This is a genomic window from Abiotrophia defectiva ATCC 49176, assembly GCF_037041345.1.
In the GTDB taxonomy this organism is placed as follows: Bacteria; Bacillota; Bacilli; order Lactobacillales; family Aerococcaceae; genus Abiotrophia.
In genome coordinates this window covers 1950392-1972321 of the sequence record NZ_CP146287.1, presented here as the reverse complement: position 1 = coordinate 1972321, position 21930 = coordinate 1950392, and the positions used below count along the sequence as shown (strand labels likewise).

The following is a 21930-nucleotide window of genomic DNA, read 5'->3' as shown; positions in this document are numbered from 1 at the left end:
CTATCCTAGCGATAGGGGCATTTCTTTTGTAGACTAGCTGAGGCTAGTCTATTTTTATATATAAAATCCTATATATACTCTTTGCAAGGCAAGGTTGGTAAACCAGGGCTCGCTTGTAAGCATCATAAAATTTCAACCTTTTATCTCCAAAACCAGTAAAAAACCTGGTCCCAAAGCCTATATATCTATGAAAGGCAAATTATTTTCTGGAGGAATACCTATGAATCAATTGTTGCTTGTTGGACGTTTGACTCGTCCTGTCGAAGACCGTCAGGTGGGCGACCATCGGGTGGTCAATAATTGCCTAGCCGTCTCCCGCCGCCATCGTGACCGCAATGGCGACTTTCAGACCGACTTTATTCCCATTGTGGCTTGGGACTATCTAGCTGACTTACTAGTCAAATACGCCCAAAAGGGCCACCGTATTGGGGTAGTGGGGCGAATGGAATCCCGCCACTACACCAATAATCAAGATCAAAAAGTCTACATCCTGGAATGCCATGTCCAAGATATTACTCTGCTTGAGAGCAAGAATGGCAGTGCCGGCAAGACTAGCGGCCAGAACCACAGCACACCTAAGGGCCAGGAAGACTACGACGCCATCCGGCGCCAGTATGAAGTGCCCAGTCAAGAACAATTGGATATGCGCCAGCTAGCGGGTTTTAAGGCTTAAGACCTCAGATTACGCCAGTCTTTATGACAATTTTGCGACTAGGTAAGCTCTACCATTACATTTGCTAACTTTTGGTATATAATAGGAGTGAAACCAAGAGTTAGGAGGTCGTCGAATGAACGTATTAATGATTGAAGATAACGAATCTGTCTGCGAAATGATGTCCATGTTTTTCGAGAAGGAGCAATTCCAAGGCCACTTCTACCATGATGGCTTAGAAGGGTACAACGCCTATGCGGAGTCTCCAAGTAAGTGGGACATTGTCTTGCTAGACATTAACTTGCCGTCTATGGATGGCATCACCATTTGCCGGAATATCCGCAAAATTTCTAAGGAAACACCGATTATTATGCTGACTGCTCAAGATTCAGAGAGTGACCAAGTCATTGGCTTGGAAATGGGGGCTGACGATTACGTCACCAAGCCTTTTAGCCCCTTGACCTTGATGGCTCGCATGAAGGCCCTCTACCGTCGTAGTCAAATTCCTGGTACTGACCACAGTCAAACTCAGGAAGAAGAAGGCTTCGATGTAGTGACCAAGAGCGTCAAGATCAATACCGTGACCCGGGAAGCCTACTATAATAACCAGCTGATTGAGAACCTGACACCTAAGGAGTTTGATTTGTTGCTGACCTTTGTGCGCTCGCCTAAGCGGGTCTTCAACCGTGAACAGTTGCTTAAGCAGCTCTGGGAAGATCCTTTCTATGGCGACGAGCGGACCGTCGATGCCCATATTAAGAAATTACGGCAGAAGATTGAAGTGATTGGGCCGCAAATTATTCAGACTGTCTGGGGTGTCGGCTACAAGTACGAAGATCCAGGTGATCATTAATGCGATTTAGATTTCTCTGGCAATTAATTGCCGGATTTCTGCTGGTCATGCTGGTGACCTTGGCCCTATCGGCCTCACGGATTAGCAACTATATGAATCAGCAAATCCACAGTGAAGTCGAGACGCGCCTATTGAATTACGGTAGCAACATTGTCAGCAATAACTTTTCCCGTGAGGATATTAAGAAAGTAGACCAACTACTGGCTTCGGACAATATCTCTATTCAGGTCTACCTTGCCAATGGGAGCATCATCTACCCAACCTACCGCCAGGAGTACCGGGCTAATCTGACAGATAGTGAGTTGCGGGCCATTCGCCAAGGGCAGAACCTGCCTTTGCGTGTGACCTATCGCCCAGACCAAGGGAAAATCACGCGTCTGGCCACCGTCTATTTGCCGCTCAACCGCCAGGCTAGCGACAGTGCCCAATTTCCGGCCGGCTTTATCAGCCTGAGCGAGCCAATCGAGAACCTGGAGACTCGCCAGCAAGAAGTCTACAACAATATTATCTTCTCCTTCGGGATTGCAACCGTCATTGGTCTAGGAATCAGTGTGGCCTATGCCCTCTTCCAGACCCGCAAGATTCGGCGCTTGCAACAAGCCACTCGCCAGATTACGGCAGGCAACTATGATGTTCAGCTTAATATTAGTAATAAGAGCCGAGACGAGTTCGGTGACTTGGCCCATGATTTCCAAGTCATGACGGATTCCTTGGCAAAATCTCGCGAAGAGATTAAGCGCCAAGAAACCTTAAGACGCCAATTTATGATGGATGCGGCCCACGAGATGCGGACGCCACTGACTACCATGAGTGGGGTCATCGAAGGGCTCCAGTATGATATTTTCCCTGAGCCCCAACGCAAACGTAGCTTAGAATTGCTGGCCACCGAGACCCAACGGCTCATTCGTCTAGTTAACGAGAACCTGGACTACGAGAAAATTCGGACCAACCAGATTAGCCTTAACAAGCAGACGCTCAAGGCCTATGATTTGCTCTGCCAGATTCGGACCCAGCTAACCGCTAAGGCCCAAGAAAAGGGCGACCGCATAGTACTGGATGCGCCTGAGGATCTTCTGATTTACGGGGACCGAGACCGGTTGGTTCAGATTATCATTAACCTAGTGACCAATGCCATCCAGTTCTCAGAGAATAGTGATATCACCCTCTGGGGGCGCCAAGACGGAGTCTTTACCGAGCTCCGCATTATGGACCAGGGGATTGGGATTGATGCCAAGCAAATTGAAGACATCTGGGAGCGATTCTACAAGGTGGACATTTCCCGTAAGAATACCAAGTTCGGTGAATCGGGGATTGGTTTAGCAGTCGTTAAGTCCCTAGTCGAAGCCCACGGCGGCACCATTCGGGTCGAAAGTGAGCTAGGCCAGGGTTCGACCTTCATTATTCGCCTACCGCTAGAAGCAGCGGAATCCGGAGACCAGGCCCAAGAGCCAGCTCCAAACAAAGTCAAAAAAAATCTGGGGAGCTTCCTGATTGGTAACAAGAAGGCCAAGTCAGAAGACAAGTAAGTCCCCACAGAAAGGAAGCCTGTCGTGACTAAGACCATCGTCTATCTGGCCCACCCTGATGTGGCCGGCTCTAGCAGCCAACAATTTCTACAACAATCAGGTTTGGCCCTGACTGAGGTCAGCTATGTCGATTTGCAGGCGGAATATGAGGCCAATGGCCAGCACTTCGATGCCAGTGTGGAATTGGCACGTCTGACTCGCTATGACCGGGTGATTTTCCAGTTCCAACTCTACTGGTACCAGGCACCAGCCATCCTCAAAATCTGGATGGATAGCGTCTTCGATATGTCCAAGGCCATGCAGGCCGCCATGCCTCGTCTCGCTCAGATGGAAATGGGCTTGGTGGTCATCGCAGGTGTTAAGGCTAGCCGCTATCAAGTCGGGGGCCGGGAAGGCTTTAGCCTGTCTTCGCTCTTGTCGCCTTATTATGCCTGGGCCAAGCATTTTGGTTTAGCGCCCTTGGCTTATTTTCCGGTTCATCAGTTCTACTATCTGACCGAGCCCCAGAAGAAGCAGCTGCTAGTTCACTACGCCTGCTACCTTGAGACGGGTAAGGTGGATGACTTCGATGCCTTGCAGACCTTTGTCTTGGATCGACTAGCCGACTTGGACTTGTCCCTGTCGCTTGAAAGCCAAGCAGTCTATGACCAGTTCCGTGAGGACTTGAGTCAAAATCGAGATGAAATCCAGGAGCTGCAGGCCCTGAATAAGGAGGGTTAGCTTCTTATGAATCCCTATCAAGACTATATCCAGGACTGGCAGGCACAGGCTTCTGACTATCCCAGTCAAGCTTTGCTGCAAGTCGCTAGCGACCTCTACCAACAACAAGAAGACCGTCTGCGCCAGCTAGAAGGCCAGTTAGACGGTAGCATGTGGAGTCCTAAGGACTGGCAAAATTAAGTTAAGATTCAACCCCGCCCCTGACGAAAAGGAGGCGGGGTTTTGTTATAGACCTAAGCGTCAGGCGACCGAGTGCTGACCTGATCACAAGTTGTCGCTCCTGACCTGAGAACCTTTCCCCAAGACTTGCGACAGGGGGGCTTTTGGTGGTATCATGGACTGTGGCACAAAATGCAATGAAGGAGACAGACAACATGACACAAGAAATCACGACCCAGGTAAGATTTTGGGGAGGACTTGATACCATAGGTGGTAATATTGTCAGTCTAGAAGCGGGTAACTACCGTATTCTGACAGATTTTGGCGCTTTATTTGGAGCAAGCTTGGATGAATTGAAGCAAGTCGACTTGACTCCAAGCCTGCTAGAAAAGGGGCACCTGCCGGCCATTGACGGCCTCTACACCCGCCAACAACTAGGCGCAAGTGACCTAGCAAGCTATGAGGAGACCGATATTAAGACCATCGTCTGCCTATCACATCTCCATCTAGACCATATTGGGGGCTTCGGTCAGTTGCCTGAGGACCTACCCATCTATGCCCTGGAAGACAGTGTTTCCTTCTACCAACGTCTAGCAAGCGATGACTTGTTACCTGACTTCAAGGTTAATTGGCAGGCCGTTCAATCAGAGGAGCCTTTCCAATTTGGACCTTTCACCATTGAGTTTGTGGTCAGCGACCATGACACTATTGGGGCAGCTAGCATCTTCATCACCGGGCCAGACCTTAAGGTGGTTAACTCTGGTGACTTCCGTTTAACTGGTTTCCATCCAGAACGCGTCTTACATTGGGCGCAAAAAGCCCGGGACTTCCAGCCTGACCTCTTCTTAGTTGAAGGGACGACCTTCAGCTTTGACCCAGGGTCACGCGATGATCGGATGCAACTGCCAGAGGACTTGGCTGCTCGCGTAGCCTCAATTTCAGCAGGCAACGAAGCCAAGTTCCTCAAGGACTTTACCCAAGTGGTTGAGCAAGCTGGCAATCAGTTAGTGGCGCTTAACGTCTATCCACAAAATATTGAGCGTCTAGTCTATATGGCGCGAGCGCTCAATCGTGCAGGACGGACTCTGGTCTTAGAGCCTAACTACTACCGTCTCTTGCGACCTTACATGGCACCAGAGGCAGCCTTGGCAACCATCAACTGGGATGGCGACAGCAAGCTGCCAGTTCAAGATGTCTTGACCTGGGACCAAGTGCAGGCAGCACCTGCTCAATACGCTGTCCAAGTCGACTATGAACAACACCATGATTATATCTTTAGCCTATCAGAAGGTATCTACATCCACTCCAACGGGGTGCCGCTAGGAGCTTATGATGCGCGTTACCAACCTTGGTTGGAAGGCATCGTCAAAGCAGGCTGGCAATTCTATCATGGCCATGTGTCTGGCCACGCCTCTACCCAAGACCTCTGCTTGGTTAATTATGTGGTAGGCGCTAAGCTAGTTGTGCCATGGCACAGCTTTAAGCCAGAACGTTATGCGGAAGCCTTAGTCGATTTAGGGCTGACCCCATGGTTACCAAGTCTAGAGACGACTTACTCTGCTGAACAGATTAAGAGCCTAGCTGACTAAAAAAGCTTTTATTAGAATAGCATGAAAAACGCAAAAATTGAGGGAAATATGATGCGATTTATGCTATAATTTACGCTAGAGCTGTAAGCTCCCTAGCACTTACTAAGACTGATAAAAATGAGGAGAATCAACGTGCAAGTTAGATTTGAAGACGTGACCATGCAGTTCGAACAGAAGACTGTTTTGGACCGGATTAATTTTACATTGCCTAGCCAGCAACTTATTTCCTTCTTAGGACCTTCTGGCTGTGGTAAATCTACAACATTATACTTAATTTCAGGGTTACTGAACGCAACATCAGGTAAGATTTTCTTCGACGATAAAGATGTAACTAAATTAGACCCAGTTAAGCGTCGGGTAGGCTTAGTCTTCCAATCCTATGCCCTCTATCCACACTTGACGGTCTTGGAAAACATCATGTTCCCGCTTAAAATGGAAAAAATGCCAAAAGCTGAGCGCCGCGAACGTGCCATCGAAATGGCAAAATTAACGCAAATTCAAGACCAACTAGATAAGTACCCACGCCAGTTGTCAGGGGGACAACAGCAACGGGTGGCCATCAGCCGGGCTATGGCTAAATCACCTTCCATCCTACTTATGGACGAGCCTTTGTCTAACTTAGATGCTCGCCTCCGGATTGAGATGCGTGAAGAAATTCGCCGTATCCAACAAGAGACAGGGGTTACCACCGTCTTCGTTACCCACGACCAAGAAGAAGCTTTGTCTATCGCGGACAGCGTCATGGTCTTGGAAAAAGGCGAGATTCAACAAGTAGCGGACCCAGTCAGCCTCTACCAAACACCTAGCAACCTCTTCGTGGCTCGCTTCATCGGGTCACCAATCATCAACACCTTTGCTAAGGGCTCTGCAGCCCTAAACCCTAACAGTGCCTTTGCAGAATTGAACTGGGCAACTATCGGGGTCCGTTCCGAGCATTTCCGTCCTGGGACAGTCGATAACTACTTAGTCCGCGGGAAAGTAGTCCGCGTGGAAGCAGTAGGTAAGGATATTACCGTTCACTTGGAATGGGAAGGCGAACGCTTCGTCGTTTCCAACTTAGAAGGTGACTTAGAAGTAGACCAAGAAATCTACTTGCAAGTGCCTGCTGAACGCCTGCTCTTCTTCCAAGAAGACCAACGTCGTATTCTGTCAGAAAGCGAGCGTGAGGGCTAGATGAACCGCAAACCTACTCTCAAGAGTAGCCTCCAGGCCCTACTCTATCTAGCGCCGGCCTTGGTGTTCATGACAACCTTCACCATTATTCCGATTATCCGCTCCTTCATGATGAGTTTCTATGAAAACTACAAGTTGCGGAATATTACTAAGAACAAGCCAGTGGTCTGGTCTATGGATAACTTCCAGAAGATTCTGGCGGATCCTAAGTTCTACCTAGCGCTACAAAATACGGCAACCTATGTTTTCTGGGTGGTGCTCTGTTCCATCACAATCTCAGTTACAGTAGCGGTCTTACTCAATCAGATTCCGGTCCTCAAAGGCCTCTTCCGAACCGCCTACTTCTTGCCATTCGTTACCTCAACGGTGGCCATCTCCGTGGTCTGGTCTTGGCTCTATCACTCAGAGTACGGGCTACTCAACTACCTCTTAGGTTTAGTAGGGATTGACCGTATCAACTGGCTCAATGATCCTAAGACAGCCATGACGGCCGTCATTATCATGGCCATCTGGAAGAGCCTGGGCTTCAATATCCTGCTGACCCTGGTCGGCTTGGGTAACATCAACGAGACCTACTACAAGGCGGCTCAAGTTGATGGGGCCAACGCCTGGAAGAGATTCACCAATATTACCTTACCGCTCTTACGACCAACCCTCTTCCTCTTGTCAACAGTCGGCATCATCAACGGCTTCAAGGTCTTCGATGAAGTCTTCGCCCTCTTCAATGGGCGTCCTGGACCAGGTGGTTCAGCCATGACCGTTGTCTACTATCTCTTCGATCAGTTCTATGTTCAATTTAACTACGGGATGGCAGCTGCGACCGGGATTATCCTCTTCGCCATTGTTCTCGTTATTACCGTCTTCCAGAACATAGGCAACAAATACTTCGAGAAGCGGGGAGGTTAAGACATGGCACGCACAAAACGCATTCAAACAATTCTGCTCTATGTCATCTTGACCTTGGGCGCGCTGGTCATGATTCTGCCATTCTACTGGATGGTGGCGACCAGTCTGAAGTCAGGGTCCGAAGCAATCTCCGTACCGCCAACTTGGCTACCACGGAACTGGCTCTTCTCTAACTATGGCCAAGCCCTGGAGAAAGCCCCATTCGGCCGCTACTTCCTTAACTCGGTCTTTGTTACAACTGTGACGACCGCCGGGGAACTCTTCACCTCAATCCTAGCAGCTTATGCCTTCGCTAAGCTCAAATTCTGGGGTAAAGACATCCTCTTCTTACTCTTATTGGCAACTATGATGGTGCCAGGGGAATTGATGACCATTCCAAACTTCGTGACCTTGTCAAGTTGGAAATTAGTCAACACCTACTGGGCCTTGATTATTCCTTGGTTCGCCTCTGTCTTCTCGGTTTTCACCTTGAAGCAAAACATTCAGACGATTCCAGACGAGCTCTACTATGCTGCCAAGACGGATGGCGCCAGCGACTGGCAATTTCTCTGGGAAATGGTTGTGCCACTGTCTAAATCGTCCATTATCGCCGTGATGATTCTCAAGGTCATCGGTTCATGGAACTCCTTCCTCTGGCCAATGATCGTCACCAACTCGGCACCTGACTTAAGGACTTTACCTGTTGGACTCCAAGCCTTTACCACTGAAGCCGGCACCCAATTCGAACTCTTGATGGCGGCGTCGACCCTGGTAATCTTGCCAATGGTGATTATTTACTTATTGTTGCAGAAATACATTATTCAAGGTATTTCACGTTCTGGCTTGAAGGGCTAGCCCCTCAATGCTTTCCCATTAACTATTTGGAGGTAACATCTAGTGAAAAAAATCAAAGTGCTTTTCGCATTATTACTCACAGTAGTCTTAGCATTCAGTGCTTACGCACCATCTGCTCAGGCTGCTGACAAGGTTAAAGTAACTTTCTGGCATGCAATGAACGGTCCTCATGCTGAGGAATTAACCAAACTCGTTAAGGCCTTCAACGAATCTCAAGACAAGTATGAAGTTGAAGAAACTAGCCAAGGGAACTACAAAGCCCTACAACAAGGGGTGATGGCTGCGGCTGCCTCTGGCGACCTACCAACCATGACTCAATTAACTGCCTCTAGCTTCTCTGGCTTCAAGTCAGAAGGCCTCTTAGCTCCATTAGATGAATTCTTAACTGCTGACAATGGCTTCACTGAAGAACTTAAGAAGGACATCTACCCAGGTTTCTTAAAAGGCGTAACCGTTGAAGACAAGATCTACGCATTACCATTTTCTAAATCTGTACGTCTCATGTTCGTTAACCAAGACATGCTCAAACAAGCAGGTAAAGAAGTACCTAAGACTTGGGCTGAAGTCAAAGAATTAGCAGCTGCCCTCAAAGAAAAAGGCGTTGATAAGCCAGCCTTAGGTTTGGAAAATGGTCTATCTATTGAAGTGGAAACCATGGCTCGCCAAAACGGCGCAACTTGGGTTTCTGACGACTTGAAGACAGTTGACCTCACTTCTGACAAAGCCATCGAACCTATCCAATTCATCAAAGACATGGTCAAAGACGGTTCAGCACGTTTGGCCGGTGAAGACAAGTACATGTCAGGTCCATTCGCAGCTGGCGGTTCTGCAATCTACATTGGCTCATCTGCGGGCTTACCTTACGTAGTCAAGGGTGTGCAAGAATCAGGTATCAACATTACCACTGCGCCAGTTCCAACTTTCGGTCAAGGCAAGCAAATGACCCTCTTAGCAGGGAACGACTTAGGGGTCTTCGAAGATGCTTCTGATGAAGAAAAAGCAGGGGCTGTAGCCTTCATGTCCTTCCTCCTCAAGGCGGAGAACACTGCAACTTGGGCATCTAAGACTGGTTACCTACCAATCACTAAGTCTGGGACTAACTCAGAAATCTGGACTAACTATGTCAAAGAAAACCCACTTGTTAAGGCAGCATCTGACGAATTAGAGTACGGCTTTACGGCTCCAATCTATGAAGGTTCTGCTAAAGCCTTTTCTGATTCAGAATTAGCCTTGGAAAACATCGTCGTTAACGATGCGGACATCAAGACTGAAATGAAGAAGTTAGAAGATCTAATCAAGGGCTACTTACACCTATAATCAGCCTGATCAATACAATAAGTAAATAAGTCAAACGAGAGACTGGGACTAACTTCCTAGTCTCTTTTTTATGTGTTACTGGCAGTATCATCCCAGGTAGAGATTTGCATATTATAATAGTAGAAAGAAATGATGGCAGCATCTTCCATCAATGGCCTAGGGCCAGCTAGTGGGTTTGCGGGATTAAGTAGCTTGCTAGTAATAGGAATCGTCTTATATTGCTTCATATATGCTAGAACCGGACGTCAGTCCCAAGCAACTTTTTTAGTGGTCTATGTAAGTCAGATACTAGATGGCACAGACTATGAAAACCGCTAGTAATAGGCGTTGGCTTGCTTAGTATGTCATAAAAAAAAAGACATGACGTGACATTGTTAACAATATGCGAATGATTCTGAAAATATCGCAATTTCCTCTATACAAATGAATCTCGGTTTGATAGAATATACTTGGTACTAAATGCCATAAAAACATCCTAAAAAAGCATTGTCTTCCCTTGAGTAAGTAGCGTCTAGAGGGAGGGTGTGATTTAGGGGATAGGAGTGATAAATTGAATAAACGTAAGCTACATAATCTTCTGATTGTCTTACTGATGGTTCTACAAGTCTTTGTTAGCCCACTTTCTGCTTTTGCGCAAGATGCGGCAACACCAGTAGCACCAGCGGCAACAGAAGCAGTCCAACCGGCAACAGAGAACGGGGAGGAAAAACAGGAGGCGCCTGCCAAAGAAACTGAACCAGCTGCAACAGCTGATCCAGAGGCAGAGCCAGAACAACATTTCCCACAAGCACAAGTTCAACCAGCTCAATATGAGTTGACTACTGGCTTTACCATTAACACTAACCCGGTTAAAAATGACGCTAAATACGGGGAAGGTAAATTCTATATTGCCCCAAGTTACAAAATTCCAAACAGCGTAACCTTGAAGAATGGCGACACCATTGTTTATACAGTGCCAAGTACCTTCAAAGTTGAGCAAACTGGCCCAACTAACATTACCGCTGGGGGCGAAGTTGTAGGGACTTTGGTAACAGATCCAGCTACCAATACTGCAACTATCACTATCACTAACGAAGCTTATTACGCAAAACTCAACGAAGACAAGACAATTGCTGTCCAATTCACGGCAGTTTGGGCGGATAGCGTGCCAAAAAATGTTCCACAAACCTTTGAAATGCCAGGTGCTGGGACTTACACCTTGACACGTATCGTTGTCGATGAAGACCCAACTGGTTACACCAAGTGGGGGGTACAAAACAAAGACAACCCAGAATTGGTTGACTGGCGTATTCGTATTAACCGCTACGCTAAACCAGGCGTAACTAATGCGGTTATCAAAGACACTATCCCTGAAGGCCAAGAATTTGTTGGCCCAATGACTGGTTACTACTTCAGTGACTGGGAAAATGGGACTCGGGTAGACTCCTTTGACGGGACTACGATTACAAATGAAGATGACAACCACTTCACAGTTATCCCTAACAAGGGTGGTAGCTTGGATGGCCGTGGTCTCTTCTTAATCTACCAAACTCGTGTCACTGAACCGGTTGACCCAGTAACTAAACGTGTTAAAAACCATGTAAATTTCTCTTCTGATACAGATAAGCAAGATTTCGACGGTTTCGCACCATTGACAACTACCGATGGTATCGGTACTGGTGCTCGTTCTGACGAAGTAATCTTCCAAGTTAACAAGAAATTGGAAGGTCGTGCTCTGAAAGCTGAAGAATTCGAGTTCGAATTAGTAAACTCAGCAGACAACTCAGTAGTTGCAAAAGCTAAGAACGACGAAAACGGTCTTGTTAAATTCAAGAAAGTTAAGTTCAAGAATGCAGGTGACTTCACCTACAAGATTCGCGAAGTAAAAGGCACTTTGGCAGGTGTCACTTATGACCAAAACCCAATCACAGCAACTGTTAAGGTAGTTAACAATGCAGGTGCTAAGACTGCCACAGTTACTTATGACCGTGAAGCCTTCACTAACACTTATAAAGCAGCATCTGCAAGCCTAGTAGTGAAAGCTACTAAGACATTGACTGGCGGCACTTTAGCAGCTGATCAATTCACCTTCGAATTAGTAGACAAAGCTACTGGTTCAGTAGTTCAAACCGCTAAGAACAAAGCAGATGGTACTGTTGAGTTTCCAGCAGTAAGCTTCGATGCAGCAGGCAACTACACTTACACTATTCGTGAGAAGAATGAAGGTGCAGCAGGTTACACCTACGACGCTAAAGAAGTAGAAGTGGCTGTATCAGTTGTTGATAATGGTCAAGCTCAATTAGAAGCAACCGCAACTTACACACCAGAAGCAAGCTTCAGCAACACTTACAAGGCAGCAGCAGCAAGCCTAGTAGTAACAGCAAGCAAGACATTGAACGGCGGCACTTTAGCAGCTGATCAATTCACTTTCGAATTAGTAGACCAAAACGGTAAAGTAGTTCAAACAGCTAAGAACAAGGCAGATGGTACTGTTGAATTCCCAGCAGTAAGCTTCGATGCAGCAGGCAACTACAACTTCAAGATTCGTGAGAAGAATGAAGGTGCAGCAGGCTACACTTATGACGCAACCGAATTCGATGTAGCAGTAGCTGTTGCAGACAACGGTAAAGGTCAATTAGAAGCAAAAGCAACTTACGCTAAAGAAGCAGCCTTCTCTAACACTTACAAGGCAGCAGCAGCAAGCGTTGTAGTGAAAGCAAGCAAGAAATTAGCAGGTGCTACTTTAGCAGCTGATCAATTCACTTTCGAATTAGTAGACCAAAACGGTAAAGTTGTTGGCACTGCTAAGAACAAAGCAGATGGTACTGTTGAATTCCCAGCAGTAAACTTCGATGCAGCAGGCAACTACAACTTCAAGATTCGTGAGAAGAATGAAGGCGCAGCAGGCTACACTTATGACGCAACCGAATTTGATGTAGCAGTAGCAGTTACAGACAACGGTAAAGGTCAATTAGAAGCAAAAGCAACTTACGCTAAAGAAGCAGCTTTCTCTAACACTTACAAAGCAGCAGCAGCAAGCGTTGTAGTGAAAGCAAGCAAGACATTGGCAGGTGCTAATTTAGCAGCTGATCAATTCACTTTCGAATTAGTAGACCAAAACGGTAAAGTAGTTCAAACAGCTAAGAACAAGGCAGATGGTTCTGTTGAATTCGCAGCAGTAAGCTTCGATGCAGCAGGTGACTACAAGTTCAAGATTCGTGAGAAGAATGAAGGCGCAGCAGGCTACACTTATGACGCAACCGAATTTGATGTAGCAGTAGCAGTTACAGACAATGGTAAAGGTCAATTAGAAGCAAAAGCAACTTACGCTAAAGAAGCAGCCTTCTCTAACACTTACAAGGCAGCTCCAACTAGCGTTGTTGTAGATGCAACTTCAGTCCTCAAAAAAGGCAAAGATGACAAGGATAATCAGCCAATCAAAGCAGGTGATTTCACTATTGAATTACTTGATAAAGATGGCAAAGTCATCAGCGAACTTAAGACTGATGCAGAAGGTAAAGTAGCCTTCCCAGCATTGACATACGATGCGCCAGGTACTTACACTTACACTCTTCATCAGAAGAAAGGCGATAAGACAGAGATCACTTACGATGAAAAGACTTACCCAGTAACAGTAGAAGTTACTGACAATGGTCAAGGGCAATTAGTAGTTTCTAAGAAAGAAAATACAAGCGGTGTGGTCTTCGTAAACCTTCTTGCTAACAATACTCCAAACCAACATGACCCAGGCAAGAACGAAGAGAAGAAAGAAGAGAAGAAATTACCAAAAACTGGTGAATCTAGCTCATTCTTACTAATCGGCTTAGGTTTTGTATTGGTAATCGCAGCAGTTGTTGTGTTGTTTACTCGCAAGAATGCTAGAAACTAATCAAACCACTGATGTGAAATAGATGAAATATGCGATCGAGATTTCTCGGTCGCATATTTTTGTGCAGAAAATCAGGAGTAACGTTCGCCTTTTATTCCCTTATGTCTAGGCAATTCTTTTAGTTTGATGTCCAAACAATCATGCAAAATATATATTTAAATAATATATTGGAGGATATCATATGATTTACAAAAAAATCATGTGAATTTTGCGCAATTAGATTGACTTTCGCCTATAAATCTAGTTAAATAGACAATGGACAAATATTGAAAGGAATTATCGGCATGCGTCACAAAACCCAAAGAGCCCTTGCGCTCAGCGCTATCTTCTGTTTAGCGTTCCCCACACAAATATTACAAGTCTTTTCTCAGGGAGAACAGACCACTGTAAATTATCATTTCGTCAATCAGGCGGATCTTACACCTGAACAACTCCAGCAAGTGGTGAAAGAGAATCCGACTGGTACGGCGACAACAGATGTGGCGGATTATCAATTGGTTTATGAGCAAGATGCAAGCTCAAAACCTCAACCACCTAGTCAATCCGATGAATCTTCAGCATCATCGGAAGAGTCCTCTGAATCTGAGAGTTCGTCCTCTTCAGAGTCCGAGAGCTCCTCTTCCTCAGAATCTGAGTCCTCCAGCTCATCAGATTCCGAGAGTTCCGAATCGTCTAGCTCGTCAGAGTCCGATTCCGAGAGTTCGAGTTCCAGTTCATCAGAATCTTCTTCTGTACCTGGAGACCCAGAACCATCCAAACCTCAAGACCCAGGCTCACTTCCTAAGACGGGTGAGTTGAATGTGGTCATCCTGCAGTGGCTCATTAGTGCACTCCTATTGATTCTAGGGACACTGCTAGCATGGTCTTTCCGTAAGCAAAACGGCTCTTGGAAATTCTGGTTGCTCTTAGTTATCGGTTTATCCGGTTTAGGCGCTGGTCGTGCTGCTCTGGCGCAAATGAATTATTTGCGCGCTAGCGAGACCCAGACGGTAACCAAGGGGCAAACTTATCAATATACGCCGCCTAAAATCGATGGTTTCACTTATGTCGGTTATATCCACACAAGTTCTAACAAGCCAAAAGTAGAAGGTACCGTAACAGCTCGTTATCTGACCGAGAAACAAGACAAATTAGCAGACGATCTCGTAACAACTGGTACCGTGGGAAGTAACTTTACATTAGAAGAGAAAACTTTCCAAGGTTACGAGCTTGCACGTATTGAAGGGAAGGTTTCTGGTCAGTACCAAACTGAACCACAAGTCACGACCTTCATCTATACACCGAAAGAATTACAATCCTCAACTAAGGAATCTGGACGCGTCCAAGTAACTTACGTTGATGAGAAAGACGCTCAGTTGGCAGACCCAGTTACCTTAGAAGGTGAAGTGGATGCAAGTTATGCAACTGAGAAGAAAGAAATCACAGGATATAACTTCCTGCGAGTGGAGGGTCCAGAGACCGGTACCTTCAAGACAGAAGTTCAAAACGTTAAGTACATCTATCAAGCAATTCCAAAACCACGCGGAACGGTGAATGTTACATACGTAGACAAGCAAGACGCAAAATTGTCCGACCCAGTTACCTTGGAAGGCGAAGTGGACGCAAGTTATACAACTGAGAAGAAAGAAATCACAGGTTATAACTTCTTACGAGTAGAAGGTCCAGAAACTGGCACCTTCAAGACAGAAGTCCAAAACGTTAAGTACATCTACCAAGCAATTCCAAAACCACGTGGAACGGTAAACGTAACTTACGTGGATGAGCAAGACGCAAAATTGGCAGATCCAGTTACCTTAGAAGGTGAAGTGGATGCCGCCTACGCAACTGAGAAGAAAGAAATCACAGGCTACAACTTCTTGCGAGTGGAAGGCCCAGAGACAGGTGCTTTCAAAGTAGAAGCCCAAAACGTCAAGTATATCTACCAAGCAATTCCAAAACCACGCGGAACAGTAAATGTGACATACGTAGACGAGCAAGATGCAAAATTGGCAGATCCGGTCACCTTAGAAGGTGAAGTGGATGCAACTTATGTTGCTGAGAAGAAAGAAATCACAGGGTACAACTTCCTACGAGTAGAGGGCCCAGAAACAGGTACCTTCAAGTCCGAAGTTCAGAATGTTAAATATATTTACCAAGCCATTCCAAAACCACGCGGAACAGTGAATGTGACTTACGTTGACGAGCAAGATGCTAAATTGGCAGATCCAGAAACTTTGGAAGGCGAAGTGGACGCAGCCTACGTGGCGCAGAAGAAGGAAGTATCTGGTTATAACTTCCTGCGAGTAGAGGGTCCAGAAACTGGCACCTTCAAGACAGAAGTTCAAAATGTTAAGTACATCTACCAAGCAATTCCAAAACCACGTGGAACGGTTAATGTATCTTACGTGGACGAACAAGATGCTAAATTGGCAGATCCAGTTACCTTGGAAGGCGAAGTGGATGCCGCCTACGCAACTGAGAAGAAAGAAATCACAGGCTACAACTTCTTGCGAGTAGAGGGTCCAGAAACTGGGGCCTTCAAGTCCGAAGTTCAGAGCGTCAAGTACATCTACCAAGCAATTCCGAAGCCGAGAGGAACAGTAAACGTAACCTACGTTGACGAGCAAGATGCAAAATTGTCCGACCCAGTTAGCTTGGAAGGCGAAGTGGATACGGCCTATGCAACTGAGAAGAAAGAAATCACAGGCTATAACTTCTTACGAGTAGAAGGTCCAGAGACTGGCACTTTCAAAGCAGAAGTCCAAAACGTTAAGTACATCTACCAAGCAATTCCAAAACCGCGAGGAACAGTAAACGTAACTTACGTTGACGAGCAAGACGCCAAATTGGCAGATCCAGAAACTCTGGAAGGCGAAGTAGACGCAGCCTACACGACCCAGAAGAAAGAAGTAGCAGGCTACAACTTCTTGCGAGTGGAGGGCCCAGAAACAGGCACCTTCAAGACAGAAGCCCAAAACGTCAAGTATATCTACCAAGCCATTCCGAAACCACGCGGCACAGTGAATGTGACTTACGTTGACGAGCAAGACGCCAAATTGGCAGATCCGGTCACTTTAGAAGGCGAAGTGGATACGGCCTATACAACTGAGAAGAAAGAAATCACAGGCTACAACTTCTTACGAGTAGAAGGTCCAGAGACTGGCACTTTCAAATCAGAAGCCCAAAACGTCAAGTATATCTACCAAGCCATTCCGAAACCACGTGGAACGGTTAATGTCACTTACGTTGACGAGCAAGACACCAAATTGGTAGATCCGGTCACTTTAGAGGGTGAAGTGGATGCAACTTATGCTGCTGAGAAGAAAGAAATCACAGGCTACAACTTCCTACGAGTGGAAGGGCCAGAGACAGGTGCTTTCAAAGCAGAAGCCCAAAACGTGAAATATATTTACCAAGCTATTCCGAAACCACGTGGAACAGTGAATATCACTTACGTTGACGAGCAAGACGCAAAATTGGCAGATCCCGACACTTTGGAGGGTGAAGTAGACGCAGCCTACACGACCCAGAAGAAAGAAGTAGCAAGCTATAATTTCTTGCGAGTGGAAGGCCCAGAGACAGGTACTTTCAAAGCGGAAGCCCAAAACGTCAAGTACATCTACCAAGCCATTCCAAAATCACGCGGAACAGTCAACGTAACCTACGTTGACAATCAGGACGCAAAATTGGCAGATTCAGTTACCTTAGAAGGTGAAGTGGATGCAAGTTATACAACTGAGAAGAAAGAAATCACAGGTTATAACTTCCTGCGAGTAGAGGGTCCAGAAACAGGTACCTTCAAGACAGAAGTTCAGAACGTTAAGTACATCTACCAAGCCATTCCGAAACCACGCGGAACGGTTAATGTAACTTACGTAGACGAGCAAGATGCTAAATTGTCCGACCCAGTTACCTTGGAAGGCGAAGTGGATGCAAGTTATACAACTGAGAAGAAAGAAATCACAGGCTATAACTTCCTACGAGTGGAAGGCCCAGCTACTGGTACCTTCAAGTCCGATGTTCAGAATGTCAAATACATCTACCAAGCCATTCCGAAGCCGCGTGGTACAGTTCTTGTGACTTACGTGGATGAGCAAGATGCGCAAGTAGCAGATCCAGAAACTTTGGAAGGCGAAGTAGGCGCAGCCTACACGGCCCAGAAGAAAGAAGTATCTGGCTATAACTTCCTACGAGTAGAAGGCCCAGCTACTGGCACCTTCAAGACAGAAGCCCAAAACGTCAAGTACATCTACCAAGCAATTCCAAAACCACGCGGAACAGTCAATGTCTTATATGTGGACGAAGCGGATCAGCCTGTGGCTGATGCTGAGACCTTAGAAGGCGAAGTAGACACTGCCTACACAGCTACTCAGAAAGAAGTGAGAGATTATAACTTCTTGAGAGTTGAGGGAGATCGCCAAGGGACATTCGCAACGGAAGCCAAGACCGTTAAGTTTGTCTATCAACCAGCCAATTTACCGCCAAATAATGGTGCAGTAAATGTCCGCTATATTGATGAGACAAACGATGATTTGCTTCCTCCAGTGGATATGGCAGGGTTACTGGGAGATAGCTACCAGACTGAAGAGAAGGCAGTTGAAGGCTATCGTCTATCTTATGTGTCTGGGGAGACCCAAGGGACCTATGCTAGCCAAAAACATTATGTCACCTATGTCTATGCTAGTCCTCGAACCAAGGCTCGAGGGAAAGTCGTTGTACGATATAAGACCGTCAAGGGTGAAACCCTACATCCTGATGTCGTGACAACAGGATATGTGGGGACTGATGCCCCGATCGAAATCAAAAAATTTGAAAACTACTTCTATCAAGGGTGGGAAGGATATCCTCCTCGTGTCACTTACCAAGAAGGGACACAGGTCGTCATTCTCTTATACTCAACTAAAGAATATAAGAAGGAAGAAAGTGGCTGGGGGTATGCGAATGCAAAGTATGTCGATGAAAATGGCAAAGAGCTTAAGCCAAGTGTCTATACTGATGGACGACCAGGCGCATCCTATGAATTCGATACATTAGATATTGAAAACTATATTCTCATTCGTACCGAGGGTGAGAAAAAAGGGAAGTATATCTCAGGCCAGACTCAAAGGGTGGACTTTGTTTATCGCCGGATTGCAAGAGTCGTGACCTCTAAAGTAATTGTTTATTACCGCAACGAGGCGGATATTGATTTAGGACCAGCTGAAGAAATCAAAGGGGCCGTTGGTGATTACTATACTACCACTCAGAAACACTTCGCAAATCATCGTTTTACTAGAGTTGACGGTGAAACAGAGGGGCAAATAACCGAAGAGCCTCAGAAGGTTATCTACTATTATGAAAGACTTCGAGGAGATTTGACTGTCAAGTATGAAGATGAAGCGGGTGAAGAACTTGCACAGCCGAAGTATCTGACAGACTATGTGGGACTACCTTATCAAGAAAAGGCGAGAAGCTTTGACAACTATGAACTCGTTCGAGTTGATGGGCCAGAGATGGGCTTCTATACAGAAGAGGCACAAACGATTACCTATGTCTATCGGAAGTCAATTGGCTATGTTAAGGTGAATTACCAAGATACGGATGGGCATAGCATTTGGCCAAGCATTAATCTCTCTGGTCAGGTAGATACTGCCTATAGCACAGAGAAAAAGGAAATCGAAGGTTATGTCTTCGATCATGTCGATGGTGCTGAGTCAGGTAACTATAGCCTAGAAACTCAGACGGTGACTTATGTCTATCGCAAAGGCACTGACCAGGAGTTGCCAGGGATTGTGCGGGTACGTTATCAGGATGACCAAGGAATGCTACTCATCCCGGAAATTGTGATGAAAGGCGAGCTGGGTAAGAACTACTATACTCGTCAAAAAGAATTCAACAATTACGTATTCGTCCAAGTTAACGGTGAAGAATTCGGTCAGTATAGTGAGCAAGAACAAGTGGTTACTTATATTTATAGAGTAGTGAATATCACTAAAGATAAAGAAGGCACTTTGATTGTGCGTTATGTGGATGAGGCTAACGAAGACTTAGCCCCACCAATTCGTAGCTATAAACCTTTTGGCACACCATATCAGACAGAGCAGAAGCAGTTTGATAACTTTACTTTCCTCACTGTCCTAGGGAATACGACCGGGACTTATCAACTAGAAGATCAGGTTGTCACTTATGTCTATCGCTCTGTTTATCCAGATCCGGGTAAGGTAATCGTAGATTATGTAGATGACAGAGGGAATTATCTAGCCGAGCGTGTCATCTTACATGGGGCGGTCGGGACGCAATATGTGACGGAGAAGAAGAATATTGAATACTATCAATATGTCGGTGTCCAAGGCGAGGTAACAGGTAAATATGCTGGCTATGAAAAACACGTCATCTATTATTATCAAGCAACGGCCCCAGGACTGGAGTTATTTGGGAAAGTAGGAAATACTCTCCGAGAAGATCCTCGGCAAACAGATAGACAGTTTACTATTTCGGGGACAGTGGGAATGCCTATTTCTACTTTGATACCTCGGAATCCTTATCCTGACCTCTATGATTTCCTCGGTCATGACGTGAACTATGACAACTTGAGGTCTCAACCTAGTGTATTTGAAATTAGAAATTCTAGAGATGGGCGTGGAGAAGTAGAGGTTTACTACCGTCGTCGGATTCTACCAGGTATCATCCGAGTTAACTTCTTGGACGAGGCTGGCGAAAAGCTCGAAGTGAGTGAGATACACGATGGTTTAGTTGGGGAGACTTATGATTTAAGTTCCAAGCATTATATCTCCAAAGGCGACAAAAAATACGAACTTGCTAGTGATGAAAGTGAGTTCAAAGGTCAATTTGAAGACAGTCCAAAAGTTGTCAATTTGAGATATAAACGAACTACCGCAACCGTCACCTTGAAGTATGTAGATGAGGCAGGACAAGACCTTGACCAATATGTTGCTGAATATCAGAAACATATTGAAGTACCTATGGGAGTAGAGACTACCATCCGACCAGCGGATCTTTCTCAACAACAGTATGCTCTGAAGAGAACAGGACAGTCTTTGTTTGCTACTTTCAATGAAGATACCACCATCACCCTAACTTATCGACATTTCGACAAGTTCCATACAGCAACAGCGCGCTATGTCGATGAAGAAGGGCATGAGATTGGAAGCGAAACGGTGAAAGGGCATGCTGAGACCCCTTACTACTTAGTGCCTAATCCTGTTCCTGGCTATGTCTACAGCCACACTCAAGGACAAGCGTCTGGCTTCTTAGAGGCGGAAGAAACGATTGTAACCTTCGTCTATAATTCTAATCCTAAGCATCGAGTTATCGTGCGATACATTAATGACAAAACGGGAGAGATTATAAAATTAATCGAGCATGTAGCATTAGAGGGTAAGCCTTTCAGGTCTGAATTTGAACCTGCCATTCGTGAAGAAGGGGAGTTTAATGCAGATAATTATCGGATGGTACGAAAAAACACCAATTATGCTTACCATACCTTTAGTAGCGAAGATCCTGAGACAGTCTATATCGATTACTACTACAATCCAATTCATCGAGTGACAAAAACTGTTAAACATGTAACCGTGTCAGGTGAAGAGTTAGCACAAACAAGGACAGACAGGGTAGAGGTTGGAACAGAGTATGAGAAGGAAACTCAGGGTGACTTTCCTGACTATGAACTGACGTCCGTTCCAGAAAATGCTCAGGGCACGGTACCTAATCATGACTTTGAAATAGTCTTTGTCTATCGCCGAGTAACGAAGCTGTACATTGAATACTATAACGATGACTCTATCGAAGGCTTCCCAGTGCGAGTTCATATAACGGAAAGTACCGTCACCCAAGGTGAGCCATACACGGTAACTCCTGACGAGAATTTATGGGACTGGCTTGTGTACGACTACAGTGATGATCCGCTATCTGGGACAGTTGGCGATAAACCAATCGTCGTAAAATTACATTACCGAGTTCCAAGTTATGAAGAGAAGACGGTTATCACCTTGCGGCATGTCACGGAGGATGGCCAGGAGATTCACGAGCCAACGACTTTAAGTGCGTGGCCAAATCGTTACGTCATTCCAAAACCAGTGGCGGTTGCTAACTACAAGTATAGCTACCTACGCAAGAATGGGGAGACGCTAGACGGTATTAATGTCTATGAAGAAGCGGAGACTTACGAGTTGGTCTACACCAGAGAAGAGACGGTAGTGCCAGTGATGCCAGCGGAGGCTGCCAATCAGGCTTCGTCAGTATCGAGTGCTCAGGGAACAGAATCAACAGCTAGTCGCAAAGATGAGACGCATGACTAAGCATGCACATATACATACCTAAGTTGGTCCCTGATTCACTAGGACCAGAATAGGGTA

12 protein-coding genes are annotated in these 21930 nt (G+C 45.9%); all 12 read left to right on the top strand.

What is annotated here, in order from left to right:
- Positions 1-220: 220 nt before the first annotated feature.
- The 12 genes from V7R82_RS09225 to V7R82_RS09170 all read left to right on the top strand — a co-directional run bounded on the left by V7R82_RS09225 (position 221) and on the right by V7R82_RS09170 (position 21873).
- Complete coding sequence (locus V7R82_RS09225) at positions 221-673, top strand: single-stranded DNA-binding protein (RefSeq protein WP_311465847.1); 453 nt, start codon at positions 221-223, stop codon at positions 671-673.
- A 115-nt stretch (positions 674-788) separates the two neighbouring features.
- Positions 789-1505 (top strand): response regulator transcription factor, encoded by a 717-nt coding sequence (locus V7R82_RS09220; RefSeq protein WP_023391505.1) that lies wholly within the window; start codon positions 789-791, stop codon positions 1503-1505.
- Complete coding sequence (locus V7R82_RS09215) at positions 1505-3031, top strand: HAMP domain-containing sensor histidine kinase (RefSeq protein WP_314389326.1); 1527 nt, start codon at positions 1505-1507, stop codon at positions 3029-3031. Before V7R82_RS09220 ends, V7R82_RS09215 begins: the two co-directional genes overlap by 1 nt.
- A 24-nt stretch (positions 3032-3055) precedes the next feature.
- Positions 3056-3751 carry an NAD(P)H-dependent oxidoreductase gene (locus tag V7R82_RS09210; protein ID WP_291432165.1) on the top strand — a complete coding sequence of 232 codons (696 nt, stop codon included), beginning with the start codon at positions 3056-3058 and terminating at the stop codon, positions 3749-3751.
- Positions 3752-3757: 6 nt separating this feature from the next.
- On the top strand, positions 3758-3931 hold the full coding sequence (locus V7R82_RS09205) for a hypothetical protein (protein ID WP_291429119.1): 174 nt from the start codon (positions 3758-3760) through the stop codon (positions 3929-3931).
- Positions 3932-4125: 194 nt separating this feature from the next.
- Complete coding sequence (locus tag V7R82_RS09200) at positions 4126-5499, top strand: MBL fold metallo-hydrolase (protein ID WP_291432167.1); 1374 nt, start codon at positions 4126-4128, stop codon at positions 5497-5499.
- 132 nt (positions 5500-5631) lie between these two features.
- Complete coding sequence (locus V7R82_RS09195) at positions 5632-6672, top strand: ABC transporter ATP-binding protein (protein ID WP_291432169.1); 1041 nt, start codon at positions 5632-5634, stop codon at positions 6670-6672.
- The gene (locus V7R82_RS09190) at positions 6673-7578 is read left to right on the top strand and encodes a carbohydrate ABC transporter permease (RefSeq protein ID WP_291432171.1); all 906 of its coding nucleotides are present in this window, start codon (positions 6673-6675) and stop codon (positions 7576-7578) included. It abuts the gene before it with no gap.
- 3 nt (positions 7579-7581) lie between these two features.
- Complete coding sequence (locus tag V7R82_RS09185; protein ID WP_070756394.1) at positions 7582-8412, top strand: carbohydrate ABC transporter permease; 831 nt, start codon at positions 7582-7584, stop codon at positions 8410-8412.
- Between the two features lie 42 nt (positions 8413-8454).
- Positions 8455-9729: an ABC transporter substrate-binding protein gene (locus tag V7R82_RS09180; protein WP_291432173.1), complete on the top strand. Its 1275-nt coding sequence runs from the start codon at positions 8455-8457 to the stop codon at positions 9727-9729.
- Between the two features lie 550 nt (positions 9730-10279).
- The gene (locus tag V7R82_RS09175; protein ID WP_338542641.1) at positions 10280-13597 is read left to right on the top strand and encodes a Spy0128 family protein; all 3318 of its coding nucleotides are present in this window, start codon (positions 10280-10282) and stop codon (positions 13595-13597) included.
- Positions 13598-13881: 284 nt separating this feature from the next.
- On the top strand, positions 13882-21873 hold the full coding sequence (locus V7R82_RS09170) for a MucBP domain-containing protein (protein ID WP_338542640.1): 7992 nt from the start codon (positions 13882-13884) through the stop codon (positions 21871-21873).
- The last annotated feature ends 57 nt before the right edge of the window (positions 21874-21930 follow it).